Source organism: Petrocella sp. (genome assembly GCF_059865615.1).
Window position 1 is genome coordinate 73136 of the sequence record NZ_JCBCDA010000113.1, and the last position, 23331, is coordinate 96466.

At 37.1% G+C, this 23331-nt stretch carries 24 protein-coding genes, 3 tRNA genes and 1 riboswitch; of the genes, 2 read left to right on the forward strand and 25 right to left on the reverse strand.

Annotated elements, in window-relative coordinates:
• Positions 1-54: 54 nt before the first annotated feature.
• The 9 genes from AC6F8J_RS13150 to thiW all read right to left on the reverse strand — a co-directional run bounded on the left by AC6F8J_RS13150 (position 55) and on the right by thiW (position 8955).
• Entirely contained in the window at positions 55-1368 is a 1314-nt protein-coding gene (locus AC6F8J_RS13150) for an alpha-amylase family glycosyl hydrolase (RefSeq protein WP_500723922.1), read from the reverse strand.
• A gap of 96 nt (positions 1369-1464) precedes the next feature.
• A complete protein-coding gene (locus tag AC6F8J_RS13155) occupies positions 1465-2037 on the reverse strand; it encodes a TetR family transcriptional regulator (protein ID WP_500723924.1) in 573 nt (190 codons plus the stop codon).
• Between the two features lie 111 nt (positions 2038-2148).
• Positions 2149-2310: a hypothetical protein gene (locus tag AC6F8J_RS13160; RefSeq protein ID WP_275843013.1), complete on the reverse strand. Its 162-nt coding sequence runs from the start codon at positions 2308-2310 to the stop codon at positions 2149-2151.
• 114 nt (positions 2311-2424) lie between these two features.
• Positions 2425-3609, reverse strand: coding sequence for a DNA polymerase IV (gene dinB, locus AC6F8J_RS13165; protein WP_500723926.1), 1185 nt, complete (start codon positions 3607-3609; stop codon positions 2425-2427).
• Between the two features lie 91 nt (positions 3610-3700).
• Positions 3701-4771: a branched-chain amino acid aminotransferase gene (locus tag AC6F8J_RS13170; RefSeq protein ID WP_500723928.1), complete on the reverse strand. Its 1071-nt coding sequence runs from the start codon at positions 4769-4771 to the stop codon at positions 3701-3703.
• 230 nt (positions 4772-5001) lie between these two features.
• Positions 5002-6288: a phosphomethylpyrimidine synthase ThiC gene (gene thiC, locus AC6F8J_RS13175; protein ID WP_500723929.1), complete on the reverse strand. Its 1287-nt coding sequence runs from the start codon at positions 6286-6288 to the stop codon at positions 5002-5004.
• A gap of 9 nt (positions 6289-6297) precedes the next feature.
• Positions 6298-7680, reverse strand: a complete 1383-nt coding sequence (gene thiM / locus AC6F8J_RS13180) for a hydroxyethylthiazole kinase (protein ID WP_500723931.1) — start codon at positions 7678-7680, stop codon at positions 6298-6300.
• Positions 7664-8446, reverse strand: coding sequence for a bifunctional hydroxymethylpyrimidine kinase/phosphomethylpyrimidine kinase (thiD, locus tag AC6F8J_RS13185; RefSeq protein ID WP_500723933.1), 783 nt, complete (start codon positions 8444-8446; stop codon positions 7664-7666). The genes thiM and thiD overlap by 17 nt, the downstream gene beginning before the upstream one ends.
• Entirely contained in the window at positions 8428-8955 is a 528-nt protein-coding gene (gene thiW, locus AC6F8J_RS13190; protein ID WP_500723935.1) for an energy coupling factor transporter S component ThiW, read from the reverse strand. Before thiW ends, thiD begins: the two co-directional genes overlap by 19 nt.
• Positions 8956-9070: 115 nt before the next feature.
• A riboswitch (TPP riboswitch) is annotated at positions 9071-9177 on the reverse strand.
• Between the two features lie 173 nt (positions 9178-9350).
• Here thiW and AC6F8J_RS13195 point away from each other — a divergent pair.
• On the forward strand, positions 9351-9737 hold the full coding sequence (locus AC6F8J_RS13195; RefSeq protein WP_275843406.1) for a hypothetical protein: 387 nt from the start codon (positions 9351-9353) through the stop codon (positions 9735-9737).
• Positions 9738-9755: 18 nt separating this feature from the next.
• Here the strand turns inward: AC6F8J_RS13195 and AC6F8J_RS13200 are convergent, their stop codons facing one another.
• From AC6F8J_RS13200 to gltX, 3 genes are read right to left on the reverse strand one after another with little or no spacing between them, the layout of a single operon-like run.
• On the reverse strand, positions 9756-10436 hold the full coding sequence (locus AC6F8J_RS13200; protein ID WP_500724012.1) for a uracil-DNA glycosylase: 681 nt from the start codon (positions 10434-10436) through the stop codon (positions 9756-9758).
• A gap of 31 nt (positions 10437-10467) precedes the next feature.
• Complete coding sequence (locus AC6F8J_RS13205; protein WP_500723937.1) at positions 10468-11010, reverse strand: nitroreductase family protein; 543 nt, start codon at positions 11008-11010, stop codon at positions 10468-10470.
• Positions 11011-11033: 23 nt separating this feature from the next.
• Positions 11034-12512: a glutamate--tRNA ligase gene (gltX, locus tag AC6F8J_RS13210; RefSeq protein ID WP_500723939.1), complete on the reverse strand. Its 1479-nt coding sequence runs from the start codon at positions 12510-12512 to the stop codon at positions 11034-11036.
• 319 nt (positions 12513-12831) lie between these two features.
• On the opposite strand from gltX, the gene AC6F8J_RS13215 reads away from it, so the two are divergent.
• Positions 12832-14418, forward strand: coding sequence for a peptidoglycan DD-metalloendopeptidase family protein (locus AC6F8J_RS13215; RefSeq protein WP_500723941.1), 1587 nt, complete (start codon positions 12832-12834; stop codon positions 14416-14418).
• Here AC6F8J_RS13215 and AC6F8J_RS13220 read toward each other — a convergent pair.
• The 13 genes from AC6F8J_RS13220 to AC6F8J_RS13280 all read right to left on the reverse strand — a co-directional run bounded on the left by AC6F8J_RS13220 (position 14415) and on the right by AC6F8J_RS13280 (position 23331).
• Positions 14415-15524 carry a GNAT family N-acetyltransferase gene (locus tag AC6F8J_RS13220; RefSeq protein WP_500723943.1) on the reverse strand — a complete coding sequence of 370 codons (1110 nt, stop codon included), beginning with the start codon at positions 15522-15524 and terminating at the stop codon, positions 14415-14417. The two genes, AC6F8J_RS13215 and AC6F8J_RS13220, sit on opposite strands and share 4 nt — an antisense overlap.
• Before the next feature lie 18 nt (positions 15525-15542).
• Positions 15543-16439, reverse strand: a complete 897-nt coding sequence (locus AC6F8J_RS13225; RefSeq protein ID WP_500723945.1) for a phosphatidylglycerol lysyltransferase domain-containing protein — start codon at positions 16437-16439, stop codon at positions 15543-15545.
• Positions 16440-16490: 51 nt separating this feature from the next.
• Complete coding sequence (gene ispF / locus AC6F8J_RS13230) at positions 16491-16967, reverse strand: 2-C-methyl-D-erythritol 2,4-cyclodiphosphate synthase (protein WP_500723946.1); 477 nt, start codon at positions 16965-16967, stop codon at positions 16491-16493.
• A 32-nt stretch (positions 16968-16999) separates the two neighbouring features.
• Positions 17000-18031 carry an aromatic acid exporter family protein gene (locus AC6F8J_RS13235; protein ID WP_500723948.1) on the reverse strand — a complete coding sequence of 344 codons (1032 nt, stop codon included), beginning with the start codon at positions 18029-18031 and terminating at the stop codon, positions 17000-17002.
• Between the two features lie 88 nt (positions 18032-18119).
• Positions 18120-19214 (reverse strand): glycosyltransferase, encoded by a 1095-nt coding sequence (locus tag AC6F8J_RS13240; protein WP_500723950.1) that lies wholly within the window; start codon positions 19212-19214, stop codon positions 18120-18122.
• A gap of 330 nt (positions 19215-19544) precedes the next feature.
• The gene (locus tag AC6F8J_RS13245) at positions 19545-20261 is read right to left on the reverse strand and encodes a LytTR family transcriptional regulator DNA-binding domain-containing protein (protein WP_500723952.1); all 717 of its coding nucleotides are present in this window, start codon (positions 20259-20261) and stop codon (positions 19545-19547) included.
• A gap of 352 nt (positions 20262-20613) precedes the next feature.
• Positions 20614-20687, reverse strand: a tRNA-Met gene (locus tag AC6F8J_RS13250).
• A 30-nt stretch (positions 20688-20717) separates the two neighbouring features.
• Positions 20718-20790 (reverse strand) — tRNA-Val (locus AC6F8J_RS13255).
• A 31-nt stretch (positions 20791-20821) separates the two neighbouring features.
• A tRNA-Trp gene (locus AC6F8J_RS13260) sits at positions 20822-20894 on the reverse strand.
• A 100-nt stretch (positions 20895-20994) separates the two neighbouring features.
• Entirely contained in the window at positions 20995-21624 is a 630-nt protein-coding gene (locus tag AC6F8J_RS13265) for a VTT domain-containing protein (RefSeq protein ID WP_500723953.1), read from the reverse strand.
• Positions 21625-21698: 74 nt separating this feature from the next.
• Positions 21699-22142, reverse strand: coding sequence for a LiaF transmembrane domain-containing protein (locus AC6F8J_RS13270; RefSeq protein WP_500723955.1), 444 nt, complete (start codon positions 22140-22142; stop codon positions 21699-21701).
• Between the two features lie 137 nt (positions 22143-22279).
• Positions 22280-22741: a hypothetical protein gene (locus AC6F8J_RS13275; protein WP_500723957.1), complete on the reverse strand. Its 462-nt coding sequence runs from the start codon at positions 22739-22741 to the stop codon at positions 22280-22282.
• 8 nt (positions 22742-22749) lie between these two features.
• A complete protein-coding gene (locus tag AC6F8J_RS13280; protein WP_500723959.1) occupies positions 22750-23331 on the reverse strand; it encodes a prepilin peptidase in 582 nt (193 codons plus the stop codon).

Genomic DNA, 23331 nt, shown 5'->3' on the forward strand with positions numbered 1-23331 from the left:
ATAGACATCACCCTTATTATAGGTTATGGCAAACTTTCATGCAAGATAAAGCCATTATTTTCTCATCAAGATTCTACCCCATAATCCGTCAACCCAAGTACCACCTTGACATTTAACCATTTCATGATTTAATAGATCCCAGTAAGAACCTACTAAAGTATCTGTGTTAATATAGGTTTTATCTGTTTTGGCATTAATCATGACATTTAGCGTCTCACTTTCATAAACTCTTTTAAAGCCGATGGTTTCATGGGTTAAATGAAACGGCTCATAGTTGCCCAAGTGCAAAGCTTGATTTTGGCTTCTTAATCCGGAAAGCCTTTCTATAACATGGAATAAATTCTCATCCTTTTGCTCCATTATCTTCCTCCAAGATGGACGAAGATTGGTATCCGATGTCTGATTTTTTTTGCCCATTATACCATACTCACTGCCATAATATAAACTTGGAGAACCAGGTATTGTGTATAACATAATGTACAACGGATAGATCTGACCTTTGTTGACCAATACTTCTGCCACCCTATTCACATCATGGTTATCAACAAAATTGTAAAGGCCTTCTCCCTGATAAACACCTTTTTGACCAAACTGACGGTTCAGTGCATAGGCTACTTCATAATAATTTTTATCATTTAAGCTGGAATATAGGCCTTTATATAACTCATAATTGGTTACCTGGTCCATGCCCCCTTCATTTAGCCATATATTGTAGTCACCATGAACCACTTCTCCTATCATACAAAAATCAGGATCTATCCCTTTCATAGATCTGCTCAGTTCTCTAAGAAAATCCAAAGACATGACATCTGCAGCGTCCATTCGCAAACCGTCAATGCCATAGGTCTCTTTCCATGACATGGCTGTATTTATAAGATATTTTCTAACCGGTTCATAATCCAAGTTCAACTTAACCAAATGCTGATGCCCATCCCAACAAGCATAAGAAAAAGAATCACCAAAAGAAGATTGGCCATTAAAATCCACATCCAAAAACCAGGCTTTATAAGCGGATTGGTCCTTATTATCCTTTAAATCTACAAAAGCAAAATGACTTCTGGAAACATGATTAAATACACAATCCAAAATAATATGAATTCCTGCATTATGACAAGCCTTACTAAAGTCAATCATATCCTGACGGGTGCCAAGACGCCTATCAATACGATTGTAGTCGACTGTGTCATAGCCATGGGTTTCGGATTCAAAAATAGGTCCAAGAAGTACATCTGTAATGCCAAGTCTAAGCATTTCAGGTATATGACTTTCAATGTCTCTAAGCGTACTTCTACAGTTGCCATCATTGGTACTTTGATTGGCACCTGTATAACCAAGTGGAAAAATGTGGTAAATGTTTTTATATTTCATATGTCCTCCTATACTTACCGTTCGGTATGTTATTTATCCATTAATGTGTATCTTATCTTTTATTATGCCGTCATGTTTTGTGACGTCTTCCAATCCTTATGCAAAAACGCCATATAAAAACTGTTTGACCACTTGTCTGCATTTTTCATCTTCCAAATCTTCTAATGACCCTAGGGTCATATGATGAATAATATATGTATCTATGAGTCCTAGCAAAGAATAAGACATCCAAGTTGTCTTGGTCTTAAGATTCGTATGGTGGTTGGCCGCTTCCGTAAAAAAAAGTTCCAAACGCATAAGTAATTGCTTATAAAAAGGCTTTACAATTCTATAAGAATCGCTTTCAACTGGGCTTTGATAGAGCTGCTTATAGAGTCTAAAAAACAAAGGGTATCTTTTTACAAATTGTATATAAGCAATCACAAAACGATCGATGGCATAACTTAAGTCTCCTGAATAATGAAGTTCCTCTTTAAAAATATCTATAAATTGATTGCCATATACCTCTAAAACACTAGAAAGCAAACCTTCCTTGCTTCCAAAATGGTGATATAAGGATGGTTTGGTTACACCCACTTCTATTACAATTCGAGATACGCCTGTATTTTCAAAACCCTCTTTTGCAAAAAGCTCCACTGCTTTTGCAATGATTTCATTTTTTACTGTCATTTTTTCTCCTTCGTATCATAATTGACTACCAAGTCATTATACCATTCGGTATATAATATGGCAAGAAAAAAATAGACTCCCGTCTATTTTTTCTACTTTTACCACTTTATATCAATCAATCAAATGTTTCTTACTTGCTAAAACTTTACCACCATAAACAATGGTCACTGTTCCAAGTGTAATTCCAACTACAATCATGAGAATACCTACAATTATATTGGCAGCACCGGCTCTACTCAATCGATTGTATACTTTTTCATTAAATTCCAACATGTTTTCCACTCCCATCTTTATCCTAAAGAATCATCTCATAACTCATATATTGAATTTAATTATAGCACTTGGCCTGTTTAAAAACAACCATCAATCCTACATGAAATCTTAGTATTATTTTGGTGGTTTTCTGTCTAATAATGTAGCACGTTTAATGCTACTATAGCCATACTTATTGCGTATTTCGTCTAACATATGATCGACCTCTGCTTTTTCAGTTGTCATCTCCACATCAAAGAGCGATACTTGACGGTAGTCCGATGCATCAAAGCCACTAACAGTTACGCCAAGTAGGCGCAGGGGGTTTTTCGTCCATGCCTGCCGGATGAGCGCCATTGCCGTTTCAAAGATGATTTCAGTATGGTGGGTTGGTGCTTCTATGGTTTTTGACCTTGTCATGACTGAAAAATCACTGTATTTTAGTTTTACCGAAACCGTCTTGCCACTCAACATTTTTCTTCTAAGTCGATACCCCACACGATCTGCCAGCAATAAGACTTCTTCCCGAATCAAAGCCATCTCCAGAATATCTTTAGAATAGGTCATCTCATTTCCAATGCTTTTGGGTTGTTCCATAGATCCGTCCACCACATCTGTACCTATACCATTGGCGCTTTCATGCATATACATACCTGTCTTATACCCAAAAGTATCCACCAGTATATTTACTTTAGCATTAGCCAAATCCCCTATTGTCTTTATGCCCATTGCCTTTAATTTGGGCACTGTTTTTTTCCCAATTCCATATAGCTCACCAACTTCAAGTGGCCATATTCTTTTACGAAAACCTTCTTCAAAAAGTGTGGTGATACCCATAGGTTTTTTATATTCCGATGCCATCTTTGCTAGAAGCTTATTGTTGGCAATTCCAACGGAACAGGGTAAGTCCAGTTGCTTTAGAATGTCGTCTTGAATTCTCTTTGCTGCCACTTTTGGCTCTCCAAAGAGATGCTCTGTTCCAGTCATGTCCAGAAAAGCTTCGTCAATAGAAACTTGCTGCTTAATAGGGGTGTAATCATCAAAAATTGACATAACTTTTTGGGACATCTCCACATATAGATCGTGGGAGACAGCAATAACCTTTCCTCTTGGGCAAAGTCGCATTGCTTCATGAATCAACATCGTTGTTTTGACACCATAAGCTTTTGCATCATAGGAAGCTGCAAGTACGATCCCGCGTCTTGTTTCAGGATCACCACCTACAATAAGGGGTACCTGCTTAAGTTCAGGATTTCTTGCTTGTTCGCAAGAAGCAAAAAAGGCATTCATGTCGATATGAAAGATTGTTTTGGGACACATATTTATCACCTGTTTTCATCGTGCAATCAAGCCACCTGGTAAAGCGGTTTAAAAAAACCGCCTTTATAGGCGGCTTTATATAGTCTTTATCCTATTGGTTTACTTTAAGCGTCCAATTGTATGAATCTTCAATAGCACCGCTTTGAACGCCGGTAATGGTATCATACAATCTACGTGCAACCGGTCCTATTTCTCCGTTATTAACTATCAATTGACGTCCATCCCAGTCAAGTAAACCAACCGGAGAAATAACCGCTGCTGTACCTGTACCGAACGCCTCTTCAAGACGGCCTTCATCATGTGCCAAATACAAATCATCAATAGAGATTCTTCTCTCAGATACATTCATCTTCCAATCTTTTAACAATTGGATGACAGAATCTCTCGTCACACCCGGTAATATGCTACCTTCTAGGGAAGGGGTGATTATCTCACCGTCTATTTTAAAGAAAACATTCATGGTGCCTACTTCTTCAATGTATTTTCTCTCAACACCATCTAACCATAGTACTTGAGCATAGCCTTTTTCTTTGGCTTTCATCTGTGCTTTTAAGCTGGCCGCATAATTGGCTCCGGTTTTTGCAAAACCTACGCCACCTTTAACTGCTCTTACATATTCAGTCTCTACCCATATTTTTACTGGATTCATACCTTCTTTGTAATAAGCGCCAACAGGGGATAAAATAATCATCAGTTTATATCTATTGGCTGGACGAACACCTAAGAAAGGATCCGTCGCAATAATAAATGGACGTATATATAAAGACGTTCCCGGTAGGCTTGGTACCCAATCTTTATCCATTTCTACAATCGCTTTTATGGCTTGTAACACATCCGCTTCATTCACTTCTGGTATGCAGATCCGTTGATTGGTGGTATTGGTTCTTTTTATATTCATCTCCGGTCTAAAAAGTAAGATCTCATTATCTTTTGTCCTATAGGCTTTCAACCCTTCAAACATCTCCTGACCGTAATGGAATACCATAGCTGAAGGTGCCAGCACCACGTCTTGATAGGGGACAATCCTGGGATCAATCCATCCCTTACCTTCTTCATAATCCATGATAAACATATGATCTGTAAATATATTGCCAAAACCCAATTGATTGGGGTCTGGTTTTTCCTTAAAAGTTGTTGCCTTTTCGATTCTTATATTGAGCATGGATAAGCCCCTTTCCCATTTCTATTTCCACAAATGACTGCAGAAATTGCGTTACTCCATATTATAACAGTTCTTCAAAATAATTCAACAGATTTTTATCGTCTTAACTTGTTAAAGTGTTTCCAATTAAGCAAGGTCAAAGTATATGAAATACACATAGAAAAATCGCAAAGCTTGATTCCAATGTTATCTTAATTGAATGGTTAAGGCATCAAAACTATTTTGACCCTTTAGCCATTTAATGCTTCTTTCATATTTAAGATGGCACACATTTTCCCACACATGGAACAAGTTGTTTCATCTTCAAGTTCTGTATGCTCGCGGTAAGCCCGTGCTTTTGAAGAATCTATGGCCAAATCAAACATAGACTTCCAATCCAGATTAACTCTAGCTTTACTCATCTGCTTATCCCAATCTCTTGCGTGTGGTATTTTCTTAGCGATATCTGCCGCATGAGCTGCAATTTTTGTTGCGATGATGCCTTCCTTCATATCTTCAACTGTTGGTAAACGTAAGTGTTCCGCCGGGGTTACATAGCATAAGAAATCCGCACCGGCCGCTGCTGCAATCGCACCACCTATAGCACCGGTGATGTGGTCATATCCAGGCGCTATATCCGTCACAAGAGGACCTAACACATAAAATGGTGCGCCATGACAGAGTTTTTTCTCAAGCATGACATTGGCTTCGATCTCATCCATCGACATATGACCCGGTCCTTCAATAATGACCTGTACATCTTTATCCCACGCACGTTTTGTGAGTTCTCCAAGTGTAATTAGTTCTTGAATCTGGCTGGCATCTGTAGAATCTGCCAACCCCCCTGGTCGACAAGCATCACCTAGACTTAGTGTTATATCAAATTCTGCACATATATCCAATAGATCATCAAAATACTCATAATAGGGATTATCATATCCGGTTAGGCGCATCCATGCAAACATCAAAGAGCCACCTCGTGAAACCAAGTTCATCAGACGTGGGTTTTCAAGAAAGGTCTCTGACGTCCTACGGTTCATACCGGCATGAATGGTCACAAAATCCACACCATCTTCTCCGTGCTTACGTACCATGGCCAAAAAATCTTCAGGCTGGACATCTTTAAGCTCTTTTTCAAAAAAACCAAAAACATCATATACCGGCACCGTGCCAATCATGGCACCGGACATTTCGATCAGTTTTTTTCTAAACTGCTCGGTCTTTCCATAGTTACTTAAGTCCATAATGGATTCAACACCCATATCCAGTGCAGCTCGGACTTTCTCAAGTTCCATTTCCGGATCATTACAGTCCTTTGATATACCCAGATTCACATTCATTTTGGTCCTTAACCCTTCACCAACACCTTCAGGATCAATGGACAAATGCTTACGGTTGGCCGGAATGACAACGGTTCCTTTTGCGATTTTTTCTCTTAAACCTTCGACATCCATATTTTCTTTTTTAGCTACTATTCTCATAATATCCGTGATAATGCCTTGCTTTGCTGCGTTCATTTGTGTTGTATAAGTTTGCATCGTTTTCTCCTAAAATTTCTTCTTTATTTGATGGATTCTTTTTGCAATGTTTTCTTTTTTTTCTTGATAGATGGTTGACACCATAGCAACACCATCTAGGTACCTGGTATGTTCTCGTGATAAAAGATTGGCTGTGATACCACCAATGCCATATAGAGGCAAAGTTACATGATTATAAATGGACTGTAGTGTTGGCAGATTCATTGGTATAGCGTCTTGCTTTGTTGACGAAGAAAAAAGTGCCCCAACACCAAGATAGTCTGCGCCATAATCCGCTGCATAACGGGCTTGTTCTAAGGTTTTGGCCGTTGCTCCAATAACGACATTTGGGCCCAGTTCTCGCCTTGCTTCTCGAATGGAGGTATCGTGTAGGCCAAGGTGAACACCATCTGCTCTAATTTCTTTTGCTAACTCTACATCGTCGTTAATTATAAAGGTCGTACCATATTCCCTTGCCATGGCTTGCAACTGTCGACTCTCTTTTAGTTTTTCTTCCCAAGTTTTATGTTTCACACGGTACTGAAGATACCCTACACCGGATTGTAATGCTAATTGAGTTTTTGATAAACATGTAGATCTAAACGCCCGTTCATCTTCAGTCTCTTGAGTGATTAGGTATATAGGTGCATTTCGTTTGGCCACCTCATCCATAAGTTGTTGCTTGTAAAGTCCTAGTCTTTGCTGATGAGCGATCTCTTGTGCAGCCATCTGACTGCTCCGATTCATGCAATCGAGAGCTTTTAATATGGCTTCATGTCGATCCATACTTGAGGCACATACACGTGTTATGATCAAACTGTTTAACATGCAACCTGTTCCTGTCATACGTTGTTGTAAAGCACTGCCACCTGTAAGTTCCCAAACGCCTTTTGATGAGGCTACATAATCTGTAGCACCGGTAATAACCACAATGAATTCAAGGTTGAAGACTTCATACTTTTTCCACAGGTTTTGTGCCAGTTCATAATGCTTATCCCCTATATCTATCTGACTATCTACACCGTAAAATGTTGTACTGATTTTTTCATTCAGCAAGGCTTTTGCCTCTTGGGTATTACACTTTAGAATAGATACCCCACCGTTTTTCAAAGCTTTGATTGATTGGTTCATACGAAACCGGCTTGCGCTACATCCAACTGGGTCCAAAAGAAGTGTTTTATTATGTTCCTTCGCTATTTGATGTGCATAATCCATTTTATTAAATCGCATTTGATCTGCCGTTCCGATGTTAATAACAACACCATCTACTTTGGGAATGATTTCTTCATACTCCATTGAGGCTTCGGACATGATTGGCCGCCCACCAGATGCTATACACATATTGGCCACGTCCGCCATGGTGACGTAATTGGTCAAAAAATGGATGATCGGCTTTTTAGTTTCCAAGTGCATGAACAACCCCCTCGCCTTGACCCACAAGATAGCCATCTCTTATGGCCTTTGTGACCGTTTTTTTTGCGCCGCTTATAGCTTTATTAAGTGTTTTACCGGATGCTAACTCACAAGCTATGGCTGAAGAAAGACAACACCCTGTTCCATGTGTACAATTACTAGCCAAGCGTTTTTCTCTAAAGGTTACCATCTTATTGCCATCATAGAAAAAATCAATGGCCTGATTTTCCCAAGTAAAATGACCGCCTTTTAATAAAACCGGTGTATGATACATTTGATAGAGTTTTTTACAAGTCTTTTCCATATTTATCCCTTTTTCAATCTGGATACCGGTTATTCTCTGGGCTTCAAAAAGATTGGGTGTTATTAATGACACTTTACTCATTAACTTATCAAGGGCTATTAAAGCCTCTTCCCTAATGAGCTGTTTTCCCGTTGATGCATACATCAAAGGGTCTAAGACAATGGGACACTTTTGATCTTCAAGCCATCTTATTACGGCAAGAATGTTCTCTAACGTATAAAGCATACCTATTTTGATGGCTGAAATCACAAAATCTTCATCCATAACAGAGAGTTGTTCTCTAACTTCAATAGGTTGAATACAATGAATCCTTTGGGTGTTTTGAGCGGTTATGGCTGTTATGGCTGTTATAGCATGATGGCCATAGGAGGCTATGGTTTTTACATCTCCTTGTATGCCTGCGCCACCAGATGAGTCTGATCCTGCAATCGTGAGTACATTTTTCATATTCTTTCTTTCCATTTTCTTATTGGTTTCAATATATTAGTGGCTTCAAGAATAATCAGCGAAAAAATACTACCTACCAAAGAACTGATTCCAAAAGGTACAATAAAGAAAAAAAGACCAACATGATTGCCCATCAGATAACTTGCCACCGGTGCTGCAATCATACTCCCTCCGATTCCAGTTCCCAAGACTTCACCTAAACAAGCCATCCGATGATTAGAAAAACCTTGTTTAGAAAACCGTTGATATAGAAAGCCTGCCAACGCGGCGCCTATCATACTTCCCGGAAAAGCCAACAAAGAACCCATACCCAACATATTGCGTATTAATGAAATCAAAAATGCATTAATCACCGCGTAAGCCGGTCCAAGTAGCACAGCGCCGATGACATTAATAAAATGTTGAATCGGAAAACACTTAGCAACACCAAAGGGAATATAAAAGGTACTCAGTATAACCCCTAGAGCTATTAACATACCTGAGATTGATAGCTTCAATGATCTGTTGTTTTTTGCTTTGTTCATCATAACCTCCATCTTGTGAATGATTTGATGATTCGGTTTATGCAGTTTTGAAAACATTCAGAAGTCTTTGAAAAAAGAAAAAACTATTATACAATTTTAACCTGTATAATAGCCTTATATTTGACTTAAGCTTTCCTACGTCGGCATGATCCGAATCAGGTCAAGGGTCAAAGACAATGGTCTTCCTCTCAGCCAGCATATCCGGCTCCCCTAGCGTTCTATTTAATTGAGTTACGGGTAAAGATTATCATAAAGATGCGTATACGTCAATACTCGGTTGTCATTAATTATAATTTTGTAGGTCTATTCATATGAAAAAGCTAATATTTTATTCTACTTAGGTCGATAATATAGATAGAATAAGAATTGTGCGCTTTATTATAGGAGATGATCTTATGAATTATTGGCCACATGATAAACACATCATTGATAACAGGGAAGGACCTGATTTTTGGATGAAATGGATAAAAATCGCATCTATTTTAGGCTGGATTATGGTCGGTGCTATTGTCGTGATGTTTGATCAGGCAAGACCTCAGATTTACTCAATTTTAGACATACATTATAATAAGGTTTCAGCTAGTACTTGGAATCAAGATATTCTAATGGGTACATTTATATTATCTATCTGTACATTTCTTTTTATCTTGATATCCTTATTGGCCAACGCTCAACGTCTAAAGAGAAAAGTGGATCGCGTTCGCATATCTTTAGTGATTACCATGTTTATATCCCTAAGCTTTATGCTAGGACTATTCATATGGTACTTGGGTACTTTATAATAACTTGTTCAATCTCATCTATTGTGAATAGGAATGTACTGACCAATCCACAGCCTCATACCCCATCTTTATGAGATGGTTATTAATATTGCTAAAAGGTCGACTACCAAAAAATCCCTTCCTTGCAGAAAAAGGGGATGGATGGGGGCTCTTTAGAATTCGATGTATTGGATTCGTAATTAGAGCCTCTTTTTTTATGGCATGGTTTCCCCACAAAACAAAAACCATGCCTTCTTCACGTTCATTCAATACTTCTATGACCCGATCAGTAAATCTTTCCCATCCCAGATGCTTATGAGATGAAGGTGCACCGGCTCTTACAGTACATATGGTATTCATCATCAAAATCCCTTGCTTGGCCCAGTCAATAAGGTACCCATGATCCGGTATTGGAATCCCAAGATCAAAAGCTAACTCCTTATAGATGTTCTTGAGGGAAGGTGGTAACTTCATATCCGGCATAACAGAAAAGCACAATCCATGTGCTTGCCCCTCACCATGGTATGGATCCTGTCCAAGTATAACCACTTTAACCTGATTATAATCCGTCATTTCAAAAGCTGAAAAAACTTGTGTTTTAGGTGGATATATCCTTTCATGCTCATAAGCATCTTCAAGAATTGACCACATTTCTTTATAATAGGTTTTTTCAAATTCTTCTTCTAATCGTGTTGCCCAATGTTTGTTTTTTATCTTCATACTCATAAGCCTTTCCAGAACAATGAGGATTCTAATAATGACCTGGATACATAATCTTATACTTATTATAATGCACTTTGTGAACATCAAGTTCCTCTAAGTCGTGAGGTGCTTTTTCCTCATCCGGATAGCCTATAGCAATTATTGCTTCAACCATGTAGTGTTCCGGTATAGATAAAAGTTCCTTTATATAGGTCTCTGATGAAGTACCCTTCTCTGTTAATCTTTCTCTGATTTGAACCCAACAGCTACCAAGACCAAGGCGTTCTGCTTCTAATTGAATATAAGTAGCCGCTATGGCACAATCTTCAACACACATATCACTTACGCTTGTATCACCGATGATAACAATGGCCATAGGTGCTTTGCTCACAAACGTAGATCCATGTGTCTTGGCCTGTGATAGTTGGTTTAGGATATCTTCATCATCCACCACCAGAAAACCCCAAGGTTTTCTGCCTCTTGAACTGGGTGCAAGTAGAGCCGCCGTAACAAGCTTGTCCACTTTCTCATATTCTATTTTTTGGGTCTTGTACTTTCGAATGCTCCGTCGATTAACCAATAAACGAATCATATTTTCACCTCTTATTCGATCACTTAAGCTTTCATGTTATCTAAATCATTTTTCAATTTTTCTAGACCGATTCTAATACGTTTTATAGATTCTTCTTTACCCAAGATAGCAGCTATGTCAAAAGCCCCTCCCGGTGTGGATTCTTTTCCTGAAAGTATGGTTCGAAGTGGCCATAAAATACGTCCGTTCTTCATGCCCTTTTCTTCTACAAAAGCCATAACCAAGTCATGCAAACTCTCAATCGTCCATGTTTCATGGGCTTCCAACATCGGTAGCAATAAAGGCAGATCTTCTAGAGCTGTTTGGGGACTAGTTTTCATACGTTTATGATTATACATATCTATATGGTACTCCGGCACTTTTTCAAAAAAATCAATCATATTTGGGATTTCATTGAACTTCTCAATTCTAGGTTGTGTCAATAGAGCAATGGTTTTTTTATCCAGATGATTATTATATAAGACTTTATCTATTTCTTTCATAGCGTAGGACAAAAATGTTGCTTCATCCATGTTCTTGATGTACTCACCATTCATCCATGTGAATTTCTTCATATCAAAGACTGCTGGTGCTTTATTTATATGTCTATAATCAAAGGCTTCTACTAATTCTTCTAAAGTGAATATTTCTCGATTGTCTGAAGGCGACCAACCTAGAAGTGCAATAAAATTGACTATCGTATCCTTTAGGAAACCTTCTTCAACCAGGTCTTCATATGATGAATGACCACTACGCTTTGATAGTTTTTTATGGTTTTCATCTGTAATCAGTGGCACATGGACATAGGTCGGTACATCCCATCCAAAAGCTTCGTAAAGTCTATTGTATTTCGGGGAAGAAGAAAGGTATTCATTCCCTCTCACCACATGGGTGATTTCCATAAGATGATCATCCACCACATTAGCAAAATTATAGGTGGGAAACCCATCGGATTTCATAAGGACCATATCATCCAATTCAATATTATCCACTGAAATATCTCCATAAATGACATCTTTGAAAATTGTTTTGCCTTTGGTTGGATTGTTTTGTCTTATAACATAAGGTATATCTGCGTCTAATTTTTCTGCAATCTCATCCATGGTCAAGTCTAGGCAATGTTTGTCATATTTAAAATTTTCTTTGTTCTTTTCAGCTGTTTTTCTAAGCTGTTCCAATCTTTCTTTGTCACAAAAGCAGTAATACGCTTCTCCTTTGTCAAGAAGCTTCATAGCATGTTCTTTGTATATACCTGTCTGCACACGCTCACTTTGGATATATGGACCAAAACCACCATCTTTATCCGGACCTTCATCATGAATCAATCCAGTACCTTCCATAGTTCTATTGATGATTTCTATGGCACCTTCAACCAGTCTCTCTTGATCTGTATCTTCGATTCTAAGAAGGAAATCACCGCCTTCATGTTTCGCTATTAGATAAGCATACAAAGCGGTTCTCAAATTACCAACATGCATCCTCCCAGTCGGACTCGGTGCAAATCTTGTTCGAATTTTACTCATCATCTCACTCCATCTTTATGCTCAACATTCACCATCAATGTCTTATGAGCTTAATATACCTTGATAAACAAGGCATTTGAACGTCATACTTTCATCATTATAACATAGGTTACTATGGGTCACAATCCGATTTTTGAATCGAAAATCTATGGCAATACGCATTCGCCAGTTTACTATTTACCACTCAAAGGCTATAATGTTAAAGACACCCTTTTCTTAGAAGATGTCCTAGTTATCGGTTAACATAATACACTACACTTCCATCTCATAACTAACATCGCTTGGTTATAGGTAAACATATATTGGAGGCACTAAAACCATGAAAAAAATTCATATACTCATTATGATACTCGTCCTGTTTATCTTGACAAGCTGTAGGCCGGCTCTTACATTCGATGACCTTGTACAAGCTACTGTATATTTTCCTCAATCGAAGGGTCATCTAATAAAAGTTGATACCCTTACCCCTGAAGATGGTTTGTCAGACCTATATAACCACCTACTGGATGCACCCGTGAAAGCAGCAAGTATTAAGCCTGACCTTATCTATCTACTGGACTTGGATACCATTCATGGCATCATGAAATATGATCTGAGCTTCGATCTAACAAACAAAGAAGCACGAGCACAAAATATCAATGGTACTTACATAATTCCTTTTGAATGGGTTGATACCTATTTAAAAAAATTACCTATTCATAATCATTTTTCTTATTTGATGCCATCTAAACCCCAACTAGTTATTAATGATAGGACTGTGGACTATGCTTACAATCAAGATTGGCAGATACATGCAACAGATAACGTAACCTACGATATTAAGGATCAGACTACGCATTATGAAACCTATTATACAGACACCGATGCTGTTGATATTTCCCTGAAATTTGATCATAGGTCTCCGAATCAGATTCTCTTGGCCATAGATAATGGAAGAGAAGAAATCACCTATACTATAGATGACATCGGTAACTTACCTGTCCCGGAAAAATCCGGTCGCTTTACCTATACCTTATTGGCGATATGGGATGATGCTACTTTAGATTATTCCGGTAAGATTAACTATACCTTTGGACTGGACCTTCATCTTAAAGAATCCTTGCATCTTAATAAAACAACTTTTGAGCCAGGAGATAGTATTGGGGTTCTCATTGAACAGCCTTTTGGTCTTGACTACAGAATTGAAACCCCTATATTCAAGAATACCATTGGTGTTTTTTATCACGAAAACGAACTGGTTGCACTGGTGCCTATCGATAGCCGAACCGCTCCCGGTGCCTATAGTCTAAGTCTATATGAAGCTTCGACCAATACGTTTTTAGAGAAGATTGAATACCAGATTATCGAAAAGATTTTTGAAATACAACATTTGACTACTAATACCTCCACCGCTTCTCTTAGATCCGATGAAAATGCCCGAAAAGACGCAGAAAAATTTAAAAATGCAAAAGCTTATTCTGTTGGTGAAAAGCTATGGGATAGTCCTTTTATTCAGCCTGTTGAAGGCCGTATATCCACAGAATACTCGGTCATTCGATATGTTAATAACGGACCAGAAAGCTCTAGGCACAACGCCATTGATATTGCTGCACCTCAAGGTACACCTATAAAAGCCGCTCATAACGGTATCGTCACATTCTCCTCTGACCTTATTATATCCGGTAACGTGGTTGTCTTGGATCATGGATTAGGGCTTTTTACCACCTATGTGCATATGCATAAAATCTATGTAGAGGATGGACAAGAGGTAGAAAAAGGGGAGATCATCGGTGAAGTCGGCTCCACTGGCTTTTCAACCGGTCCTCATCTACACTTTGCTGTATCTAAAAATGGTGTCAATCTAAATCCTTGGAAATTCATGGAAGAAGACCCTTTAGTTTTTCCAACATGGAAACCAACGCCTTAAATCAAAGCGGTAAAATAATTATGGATCGGATATTTTGGATATAACATATGATATTGATGAATTATGACTTTTGATCGAATAGTGGCAAGGGATTCCAAAGTGTCATAGCCAAATAACCACTGGGCTAAGGATTCAATATCCACTGTGATATCCGGTGCTTCATGGGTAATGCTCACTTTTCCATCTATTCTGTATATATGGTTGTTCTCAAGAATCTGGTCATCTATGACCTTGATGGTACAGGTTCCTAAGAGATCTGCCATGGCTTCAAAAAGTAATTCTACGTGAAGTATACGGGCCATCATAAAAGGTTTTTCTATTCTTTCATGTTCTTTCATATGGGGAATTAGATGTTTTAAGGGATTGTTTTTTGGCATTTGCCATTGAATCGCTTTTCCCTCTGCAATACTTCCCATATAATCTAAGATGTTCATCAGACCTTCATCGGATGTATAAATACATTCTCGAACAAAAACATCCTCAAAATCGTAATAAATCACATATCCATCAGGCACAATAACCACATGCCCCTTTTCCGAATGTACTTCTTTTAATAAATGTTCAAAATCACGCATGCCTCTGTTTTGAGATAATGTTAGTGTTTTCTTATAATCATTGTATATCGGTAGTAACTGAATGCTTGTTTCTACGCTTATTTCTTCATTTGGTACTGTCCTTATGATTCGCTTAAGGTTCTGATAATGGAACTTATAAAGCGCTACGTCCTGAACAAAACCAAAACCGAACTGATCATACAGTCTTGAGTCTATAGGCATAAGGACTGAGAAGACATCGCCTGCATCATATCTTTCTCTTAGCAACCATGTCATCATTTTTCTCATTAGACCTTGCCGTCTATGGGATTGTTTTGTTGCCACGCCCACCACATAGGAAACATTATAGAGACAACCTTGCCACATTAATTGGTATGGGTTTAGGTGCGCCATCGCGATAAGGCTATCACCTTCCATATAACCTGCTACTTGGTTCATATGAATATGGGTATTAAAATAATAGGCCACCAGAGATGGCCCATCTTCTACAAATGTTTCTTGCCATAAATCTATGGCTTTATCTTTTTCCCGTTCATGCAGCCTTCTAATCATAGCGCCTCCATAGTCATATTAAACTTTCTCACGGATGTTGTATTTCTTGATTAAGTCGATGGGGTAGTAACTTAATTTTGCTTTTCTAAGGCCTTCAAGTCCTAAGTCATCCTCGCGGTTAACAAATTCTACATTTGGATAGGCATGTATCAAAAACTCCTGATTGATGACTTGATAAAGACCTCGTACTTCTGGATCTGCTTTTTCAATATGTATCACCGCTTCTCTATCATGATTCATTAGAGAGCCAATGGTCACTGCTTTTAACACATCGTCAATGTATATCGCGCCCACTTTAACTTCTAGAATGGTCATTTGTTCGATAATCTTACAGATACCGACTATTTCATCAGCTAGCATACCAGCGTCTTCTCCTTTGCTTTCTCCCCAAGCCTTTACAAACTCACAGATCTCATGATTTCTATCACTAGAAATCTCTTTATACCGCCATCTTCCCTCATATTCTCTTTTGAAGCTATTTAGATGGTTTCTCTTTTTACTGAGTTTTTTACCCTTAAGTGTTCTTAGAGCCTCAGCATCATATAAATAGTCATATTGCTTTCTATCTGTTGTAATATCAAATTGACCCTTATAGTTTATTTCAATAAAATCTTTGTAGATTTCGTCTGTTACCAAAATCTCAATGGGTTGACGAATACTATGAAAATAATCAATTAAAGTTTCTGTGGCTTCATAGAAATAGCTTTCTTCACAAAGGGGCATTACGGCATAAGTCTTGCCTTCAAACTCTTCAATCAACAGTATATAATGCTCAAATTTGGCGTATCGTATGTTGTATCTATTATTCCATAAATATAGGGTGGCAAAACAATACTCACAATTTGGGATTGAACGTTTATCAATATAGGGTGTTAATATTTCCTGATCATCAATGGTTAATGGTTTTAGTTCCATGTTGTTCTCCAATCTATGGGCTTGATTCTTACTAGCTTCATATTTTCAATTTTATTCACTTTTTGTCAGTAAACAGATGGATTGGGCACTGATGCCTTCTTTTTCACCGGTAAAGCCCATTCCTTCTTCCGTTGTTGCTTTTATATTGATATTACTTATGCTGGTTTTTAAGGTTTTCCCTATAATCATACGCATAGTATCTATATATGGGGCCATCTTAGGAACTTGAGCAATAATGGTAGCATCTATGTTCACAAGCTTATAGCCATTGAGGACCATAAGGCTTTCAACTTCTTTTAGAAGCATAATGCTATCCGCATCTTTGTATTTCTCATCTGTATCCGGAAAGTGCTTGCCGATATCACCTAAAGCCATCGCACCAAGTAAACTGTCCATAATTGCATGGGTCAATACATCTGCATCACTATGTCCTAAGAGCCCATGGATATGGGGAATGGTCACGCCCCCAATAATCAAATCTCTACCTACAACCAATCTATGTACATCATATCCCATGCCTATTCTCATATAATTTTCTCCCAATTCTATTAGCTCGATTTTTAATGCGACAAATAGTGGGTTAATAGATGATCCATGTGCTCAATATTCTCATTTAAGAGTTTTAAGGTTTCATAGGATTTATCTCTTGAGCCCACCACTATAATACTCGTGACGTCTCTATTGTGAATGATACAATCTAGTTTTTCAAGAAGCTGATCCATACGGTGAAGAATATGTTCAAAGCATTCTACAAATTCTGGCTCCTTATAACCATGATCACCTTTGGACAATCTAAAGCAAATGTCATATGTTATATGAGACATTTCCCTAAGTAAGGTGGTCATTTTTATGATTTTCTCAAGTTTAACACTTTTTTGCTCATTCTTAAACGTAAAAAAATCTTTCTGGTAATCCATGATTGTTCCATTAATCCAATTGATATTATTAAATAAATCCCCATAATCTTTCATGATTTTATGAGTATCCTCATAATTATTAAGGCTTAATATTTGATAAATGGCTTTTGTTTTTTTACTGATTTGTTCTAATAAGTGATAGACTCTTTTTTCCATCATATGTTTGTAGCCCATAAATGAAAAAAGCAGATTAACAAACATAGCAATGGTAACACCTGTTATTAAGGCGGTTATTCTAAGCTTAAAGGTTTCAAATTCACTTGGATTACCAAGCATGTCCAATTGAACATATTGAGTCATATAGATAGATGTAAATACTGCGACAACTGAAAATTGACGCCAATTGATTAACAAACTAACATACAAGGTAACCGTTATAGATAATGCCGCTGACCATGGATTATAGCCTAAAACTGATAAGATGATACCCGTTATTAATGCGCCAATAATAGAGGCTTCGACTTGTTTAAAGCCACTTCGAATGCCTGTTAAATTAACCGGTTCTAAGGTTAACATCATACCGAAAAGTACAGAAATCATATCTTTCGATACATATGGAATGCTTTCCCCCACAAAAGAACCAATCAAAACCGCAACAAAAGCTTTCAATAGAAACTCCTTTGTATCGAAGAGTCTTGCTTCCTTATTAATTAGAATATAGTTTAACAACTTCATTTTATGCCTCATTTCTTTTAATCGTTATTGTTCCATCATCATACAACGAAATCAAGAATAAAACAAGATATGTCATGACATATTCCTATTACTTTTCCTTAAGTACCGCTTCATAGACCTCATACGTTTTTTCATACGTATTATCTAGGGTAAAGCTGTGAACAATATTGGTGCCTTGCTTGATTTTCTCTTCAATTTTATTATTATTCACAGGATCTAGCACCCATTTAATCTGTGCTTTCATCATAGATACGTCATTTGGATTGAAATAGATACCCGCATCCTGTGCTACTTCTCTAAAACTACCAATATCACTTAATATTGTCGGACATTTCATAGTAAATGCTTCCAATATCGGTATGCCAAATCCTTCATATAGAGAAGGATAGACAAAAGCTAAAGCTTGACGATAACAAGCCGCCAATACTTCGTCATTCAAATTACGTTGCCCTACTTGTCTGTTAATACCAAGTTCAGCAATCTCTTTACGTTCGTTTTCTGTAAACTCACCACCTCCAACACATAAAAGATTTAGGGTTTCATCTTCTAACAGAACCATCGACATGGCCTCTAAAAACAACTTAAAGTTCTTATTGTCTGTTCTTTGTCCTACAAACAGAATATAGCGTTTTGGTAATCCTCTTAAGGTAATATTGACTTTTCCAAATCTTAAAGGTAGGCCATGGTAAACAACGGTAATCTTCTCAGGTTCTAGATGATAAAAATGAATTAAGTCTTCTTTCGTATTATTTGAAACTGCAATTATATGATCTGCGGCCATAATCAGCTTTTTTTTCTCTTCCAATAAAGTATCAATATTGCCATAATACTGAGGCAATAGTTCTCTACCTAAATCATGAATTGTAATTACTACTTTTTCGTTTTTAATATATTTCAAAAAATAGGTATTATAATTCGTTGGATGAAAGATATCCACCTGTTGCTTACTCAAAGTTCGTTTGGTCAAAAACTTTGAAATCCAATTATTAACCTTCTCAACTAACATGCTTTCATATTTATGATCAAAATTATCATTTAATTTATTATAGTAATAATTTTTCGAATGAAATACCGGTACAATCACATCTTCCTTATCTGAGCATTGGATCAGATTGGTGAAATATCTGGATATGCCTCCATAACGTTGTGTTCTGAATATTTGATAATCATATAATACTTTCATAATTCATCCCTTCATCTATCAAACTTATCCTGACATTTAGCCGCTTACAGCTTTCTCCTTCTACAATCTTAACCTATTTTATACAATTACGTCAACTAAAGAAGCTTTAATTAAGAAGAATGACTTAACGTGGTTAAAGCATTAAAATAAGCTTCTTAAAACCCCAATAAAAATAAGCGCCATAAGGCACTCATTTTATTCATTAATTCGATTTTCTTTCTTGCATGATACTTAAGAAGTGGCAATCCACAGTTAGAGTATATAGATGCTTCTTCATTGTGGATTAGGCTAGCCAAAATCTTTTAACCATAGGATAGAAGCACGAATCAATTACAGCAATAGATTATAGTTTTCTTTGTAAGTGCGTCCAATTGGTATCATATTATCATAATGCTTAATTTTGATCATACTTTGGCTATTGTTTTTATTAACATAGTCAATGAATAATAGATTCACAATATAACTTCGATGAACACGAATGAACTGTTCTTTCGGCAACTGTTCCTCAAGTTCACTCAGTGTCACTCTCCCAATCGGGTACCTATCATTTTTCATGTAAATATAAGCAACCTTATCTACCGTCTCAATATAAACTATCTCGCTATGGTTAAAAAAATAGTCTCTTGATTTACGTCTGATTTTAAGCCTACTTAATTGATCTTGAACAATTACTTTTTTGTACAAGAGTTCTTCTAACATATCCGTTAAATAATTCATTGAAAACGGTTTTCTAATATACCGATTACACTTAGATTTGTTATATGCTTCTAAGATATTCTCAGTTGGCTCTTTGATGCCTGTAACAATGACAACCCAAGCCAAGTCATATTGTGGTAGCTTTCTAATGGCATCAATAAAAGCATAGCCATTACCATCCGGCAACAGAAGATCTACAATAAAAATGCTTATTTCGTTCTTTTTTGTCATATCCAATGCGTCTTTAATGGTGGTTGCTTCAAGAACATAATCGAAAAGCTTTTTTATGCTTACCGCTTCTTTAATCTGCTCACTTATCTCCGGTTCGTCTTCTAAAATCAACAATGTCATATATGGCCCCCCAATGCATTTAGGACTCCTCATCAGCCCTAATTCTTAGTGTATTACTGTCAGATCAAAATAGTAAGTTATGCTAACAAAAACATTTAACACTTGAACACACTAAACTAAGTCGCTAATCTATCGCCATACTTTATGTCAACAGGTATTATTGACTACTTAACCATAGTATAACCTCATGAATTTCTTTAAACAAGTGCAATGTACCCATTTACTTTTAACCTGTCCTAAAGGATTTCTTACCTAGGACTTTCGTGTCGGTTTTGATACATTATGACAACCAATGATATGCTGTATTTTATTTTCAGGAATTAAAAAAGACCTCATAAGAGATCTTTTTTAGTAGCGGAGATCGGATTCGAACCGATGACCCTCCGGGTATGAACCGAATGCTCTAGCCATCTGAGCCACTCCGCCGTATATGTAGTTATAGAGCTTTCACTCTAATGGGCGCAACAGGGCTCGAACCTGTGACCCCCTGCTTGTAAGGCAGGTGCTCTCCCAGCTGAGCTATGCGCCCGGGAAATTAATAATTACCATTATGATAATAACAGGGGCAGTAGGACTTGAACCCACGACATCCGGTTTTGGAGACCGACGTTCTACCAACTGAACTATACCCCTATACTTATTGAAAACTCGACAAACCCACTTTGAAGCCCCATTTTTTATTGGAGCAACGAAAAGAATTATAACATCCTGATCTTCATTCGTCAATAGCCTTTTATACTTTTCTGTGTTTTTTGAATCTTTTTTTTTCTATTTTCTTTTCATACCATGATATCATACGTTTCCCTATAAAAGATACTACTATTGTTAAAAGAATTAATAAAATGGATTTGTAAGGTTTTGAAATAAATGCTCCAATATTATAGCCAATGAAGCTCAAAGAAAAGACCATAATTAATTTCCCAAAAAACAAAGCAAAGAAATAATCATCTTTCTTCACATCTGCCAGTCCTGCTAAACCGCAAACAATAATAGAGGGGGTAAAAGGGAAAGCCAGCATTACAAAAATCGGTACAAAACCCTTCTCCTTAATCCAATGCAGTAAATTGTCAAACCGTCTGCTTTTATGCACCAAACGACTAAAGCGGCTGCGTCCAAATCTTCTTATAATCAAAAAGACCAACCATGAACCAATAAATGTCCCAATGAAAGAATATAAATAGCCTTGCCAAAACCCATAAGCCAATACATTGATGGTGACAAAAACAACCAATGGCAATGGCGGAAAAAAAGCCTCAACCATGGCTAAAAGAATGCCGGCAAATGGACCGTACTGAGAAAACCTAGCCACAAACTCTAGAACTAACTCATATTGTTCCGTTAATGCTACTGTATCAATGTCCATGCTAATCACCTTTCCCAAATATAGAAAACCCATCTTCTCTAGATATTTAGATGAAAAGATGGGTTACAAGTCTGTTATTCGATTGTTATGTCTTTTTCATCTACTTTTTCATTGACTGAAGCTTTTCCTGCTACTTCTTCTGTCTTTTTTTCCTCTGTATTTTTTATTTCTGTTTTTTTCTTACCTTCTTCACCTTTAGGTATAATAAAACTTAGACCAATAAGTATGATAATCATAGGGATCATCATTTCTCCAACACTCAAATTACTTAAATACTTAATGTTAAGGTTGTCCAATTGAAATAATGTACCAATCAAGATGAGTATTAGACCAAACAGATTGGAAGATTGATAGTCCATTAAGTGCTTGATACCCAATAATATAAGTATGAGTGGCCAAAAAGTACTATATAGATCCCAAGACTCGACATAACCTAGGCTACTTAGTAATGATATAATACCGACCGCTATAAGAATAATACCAAATACACTACTACTCGATACTTTCATTTTTTTCATAATCGTTTCGCTCCTTCTTATATAGAAATCTAGTATGGTTCTTTGACCTTTTAACCATATCTGTATTGTACAACAGTTTTATTAATAAACAATTAGAAAAAAATTATAATAACACTTAATTCAATCTCTTAAGTAGGCTATGGATTCAGGAGGTCAAAAAAGTTCGTGACCTCATGATCAATTTTCTCTTTGACGGCTTTTGTATAACCAATCTTATCCGTTGCATCGTCTATGAAATCCAGCATTCGGACATAATCTTTTGGCCTAAGCACTTTAAAGTTTCTTTCATCATCTATGCTATAAGCAAAGCCAGGCAAGCTCGTTTCCCCTCTGCCTTGAAGACGGCTTACATATATATCATGTCCAATTTTTGATGTAAGATGACTTTTATGATTACTCTTTAGCACAAATACAATCCAGTCTTCTTTTTCCTCATAAGGTTCACCGATTATCACCTGATGATCACCTCTTAAAGTGTTCACTGATTTTAATATAATTATATCATGAAGATATAAACTTGTCATGACCATGACAGATAGAACCAAGAGCATAATGGGTACAATAATACAGGCTTCAATGGTGATACTTCCTCTTTTCATAACATCTCCTAAACCCAAATCAAAAACAAATGCGCAGCAGCAATAAACGGTACAAATGGCAAAAGTGTCTTGCGATTGGCTTTACCAAACATCAAGCATATCAGGCTAAAAACACCGGACATGATTAATGCCATCATGCCTAATATCAAAACATATATACCGCCATAAAATAAGCCTATGAGTGCCATAACATAAGCATCACCTTCACCAAAACCACCTCTTGAAATGCGGCTCAACGCGACAAGTAGAACTAATGTCACCAAGGCACTAACAAGATTGATCCATCCACCCAGTGCTGGCAATGTCATATTTAAACATAGACCCAAGCCCCCACCTACTATAATCAGATCCATTGGCACTAATAATTCACGATAATCTTTATACCCTATCGTTAGTAATAAAACTGATGTTAGATAAAAAGTTAAATAGGATGTCGTATCTGTAAATTGATAAGTACATATACTGTGCACCCCCATGCTTATAACTATTGTGCAGAGCATCCATAGCGTTTTAATTTTATTATTTTTTTCCCCGTTACTAAGGTAGTTCCCAGTCATCCCACCAATTATAACTGCACCTAAATACTCCAT

Bases quoted from the DNA above. Each gene is read 5' to 3' on its own strand.
- ispF (WP_500723946.1), bottom strand. From the start codon at position 16,967: ATGAGAATAGGCATGGGATATGATGTACATAGATTGGTTGTAGGTAGA.
- dinB (WP_500723926.1), bottom strand. From the start codon at position 3,609: ATGTGTCCCAAAACAATCTTTCATATCGACATGAATGCCTTTTTTGCT.
- thiD (WP_500723933.1), bottom strand. From the start codon at position 8,446: ATGGAAAGAAAGAATATGAAAAATGTACTCACGATTGCAGGATCAGAC.
- thiM (WP_500723931.1), bottom strand. From the start codon at position 7,680: ATGCACTTGGAAACTAAAAAGCCGATCATCCATTTTTTGACCAATTAC.
- AC6F8J_RS13155 (WP_500723924.1), bottom strand. From the start codon at position 2,037: ATGACAGTAAAAAATGAAATCATTGCAAAAGCAGTGGAGCTTTTTGCA.
- AC6F8J_RS13275 (WP_500723957.1), bottom strand. From the start codon at position 22,741: ATGAAAAGAGGAAGTATCACCATTGAAGCCTGTATTATTGTACCCATT.
- AC6F8J_RS13280 (WP_500723959.1), bottom strand. From the start codon at position 23,331: ATGGAGTATTTAGGTGCAGTTATAATTGGTGGGATGACTGGGAACTAC.
- AC6F8J_RS13220 (WP_500723943.1), bottom strand. From the start codon at position 15,524: ATGATTAGAAGGCTGCATGAACGGGAAAAAGATAAAGCCATAGATTTA.
- AC6F8J_RS13200 (WP_500724012.1), bottom strand. From the start codon at position 10,436: ATGAAGATAAAAAACAAACATTGGGCAACACGATTAGAAGAAGAATTT.
- AC6F8J_RS13225 (WP_500723945.1), bottom strand. From the start codon at position 16,439: ATGGAACTAAAACCATTAACCATTGATGATCAGGAAATATTAACACCC.
- AC6F8J_RS13205 (WP_500723937.1), bottom strand. From the start codon at position 11,010: ATGATTCGTTTATTGGTTAATCGACGGAGCATTCGAAAGTACAAGACC.
- AC6F8J_RS13245 (WP_500723952.1), bottom strand. From the start codon at position 20,261: ATGACATTGTTGATTTTAGAAGACGAACCGGAGATAAGTGAGCAGATT.
- AC6F8J_RS13195 (WP_275843406.1), top strand. From the start codon at position 9,351: ATGAATTATTGGCCACATGATAAACACATCATTGATAACAGGGAAGGA.
- thiC (WP_500723929.1), bottom strand. From the start codon at position 6,288: ATGCAAACTTATACAACACAAATGAACGCAGCAAAGCAAGGCATTATC.
- AC6F8J_RS13170 (WP_500723928.1), bottom strand. From the start codon at position 4,771: ATGCTCAATATAAGAATCGAAAAGGCAACAACTTTTAAGGAAAAACCA.
- AC6F8J_RS13235 (WP_500723948.1), bottom strand. From the start codon at position 18,031: ATGAAGTTGTTAAACTATATTCTAATTAATAAGGAAGCAAGACTCTTC.
- AC6F8J_RS13240 (WP_500723950.1), bottom strand. From the start codon at position 19,214: ATGAAAGTATTATATGATTATCAAATATTCAGAACACAACGTTATGGA.
- AC6F8J_RS13270 (WP_500723955.1), bottom strand. From the start codon at position 22,142: ATGAAAAAAATGAAAGTATCGAGTAGTAGTGTATTTGGTATTATTCTT.
- AC6F8J_RS13160 (WP_275843013.1), bottom strand. From the start codon at position 2,310: ATGTTGGAATTTAATGAAAAAGTATACAATCGATTGAGTAGAGCCGGT.
- AC6F8J_RS13150 (WP_500723922.1), bottom strand. From the start codon at position 1,368: ATGAAATATAAAAACATTTACCACATTTTTCCACTTGGTTATACAGGT.
- thiW (WP_500723935.1), bottom strand. From the start codon at position 8,955: ATGAACAAAGCAAAAAACAACAGATCATTGAAGCTATCAATCTCAGGT.
- AC6F8J_RS13265 (WP_500723953.1), bottom strand. From the start codon at position 21,624: ATGGACATTGATACAGTAGCATTAACGGAACAATATGAGTTAGTTCTA.
- AC6F8J_RS13215 (WP_500723941.1), top strand. From the start codon at position 12,832: ATGAAAAAAATTCATATACTCATTATGATACTCGTCCTGTTTATCTTG.
- gltX (WP_500723939.1), bottom strand. From the start codon at position 12,512: ATGAGTAAAATTCGAACAAGATTTGCACCGAGTCCGACTGGGAGGATG.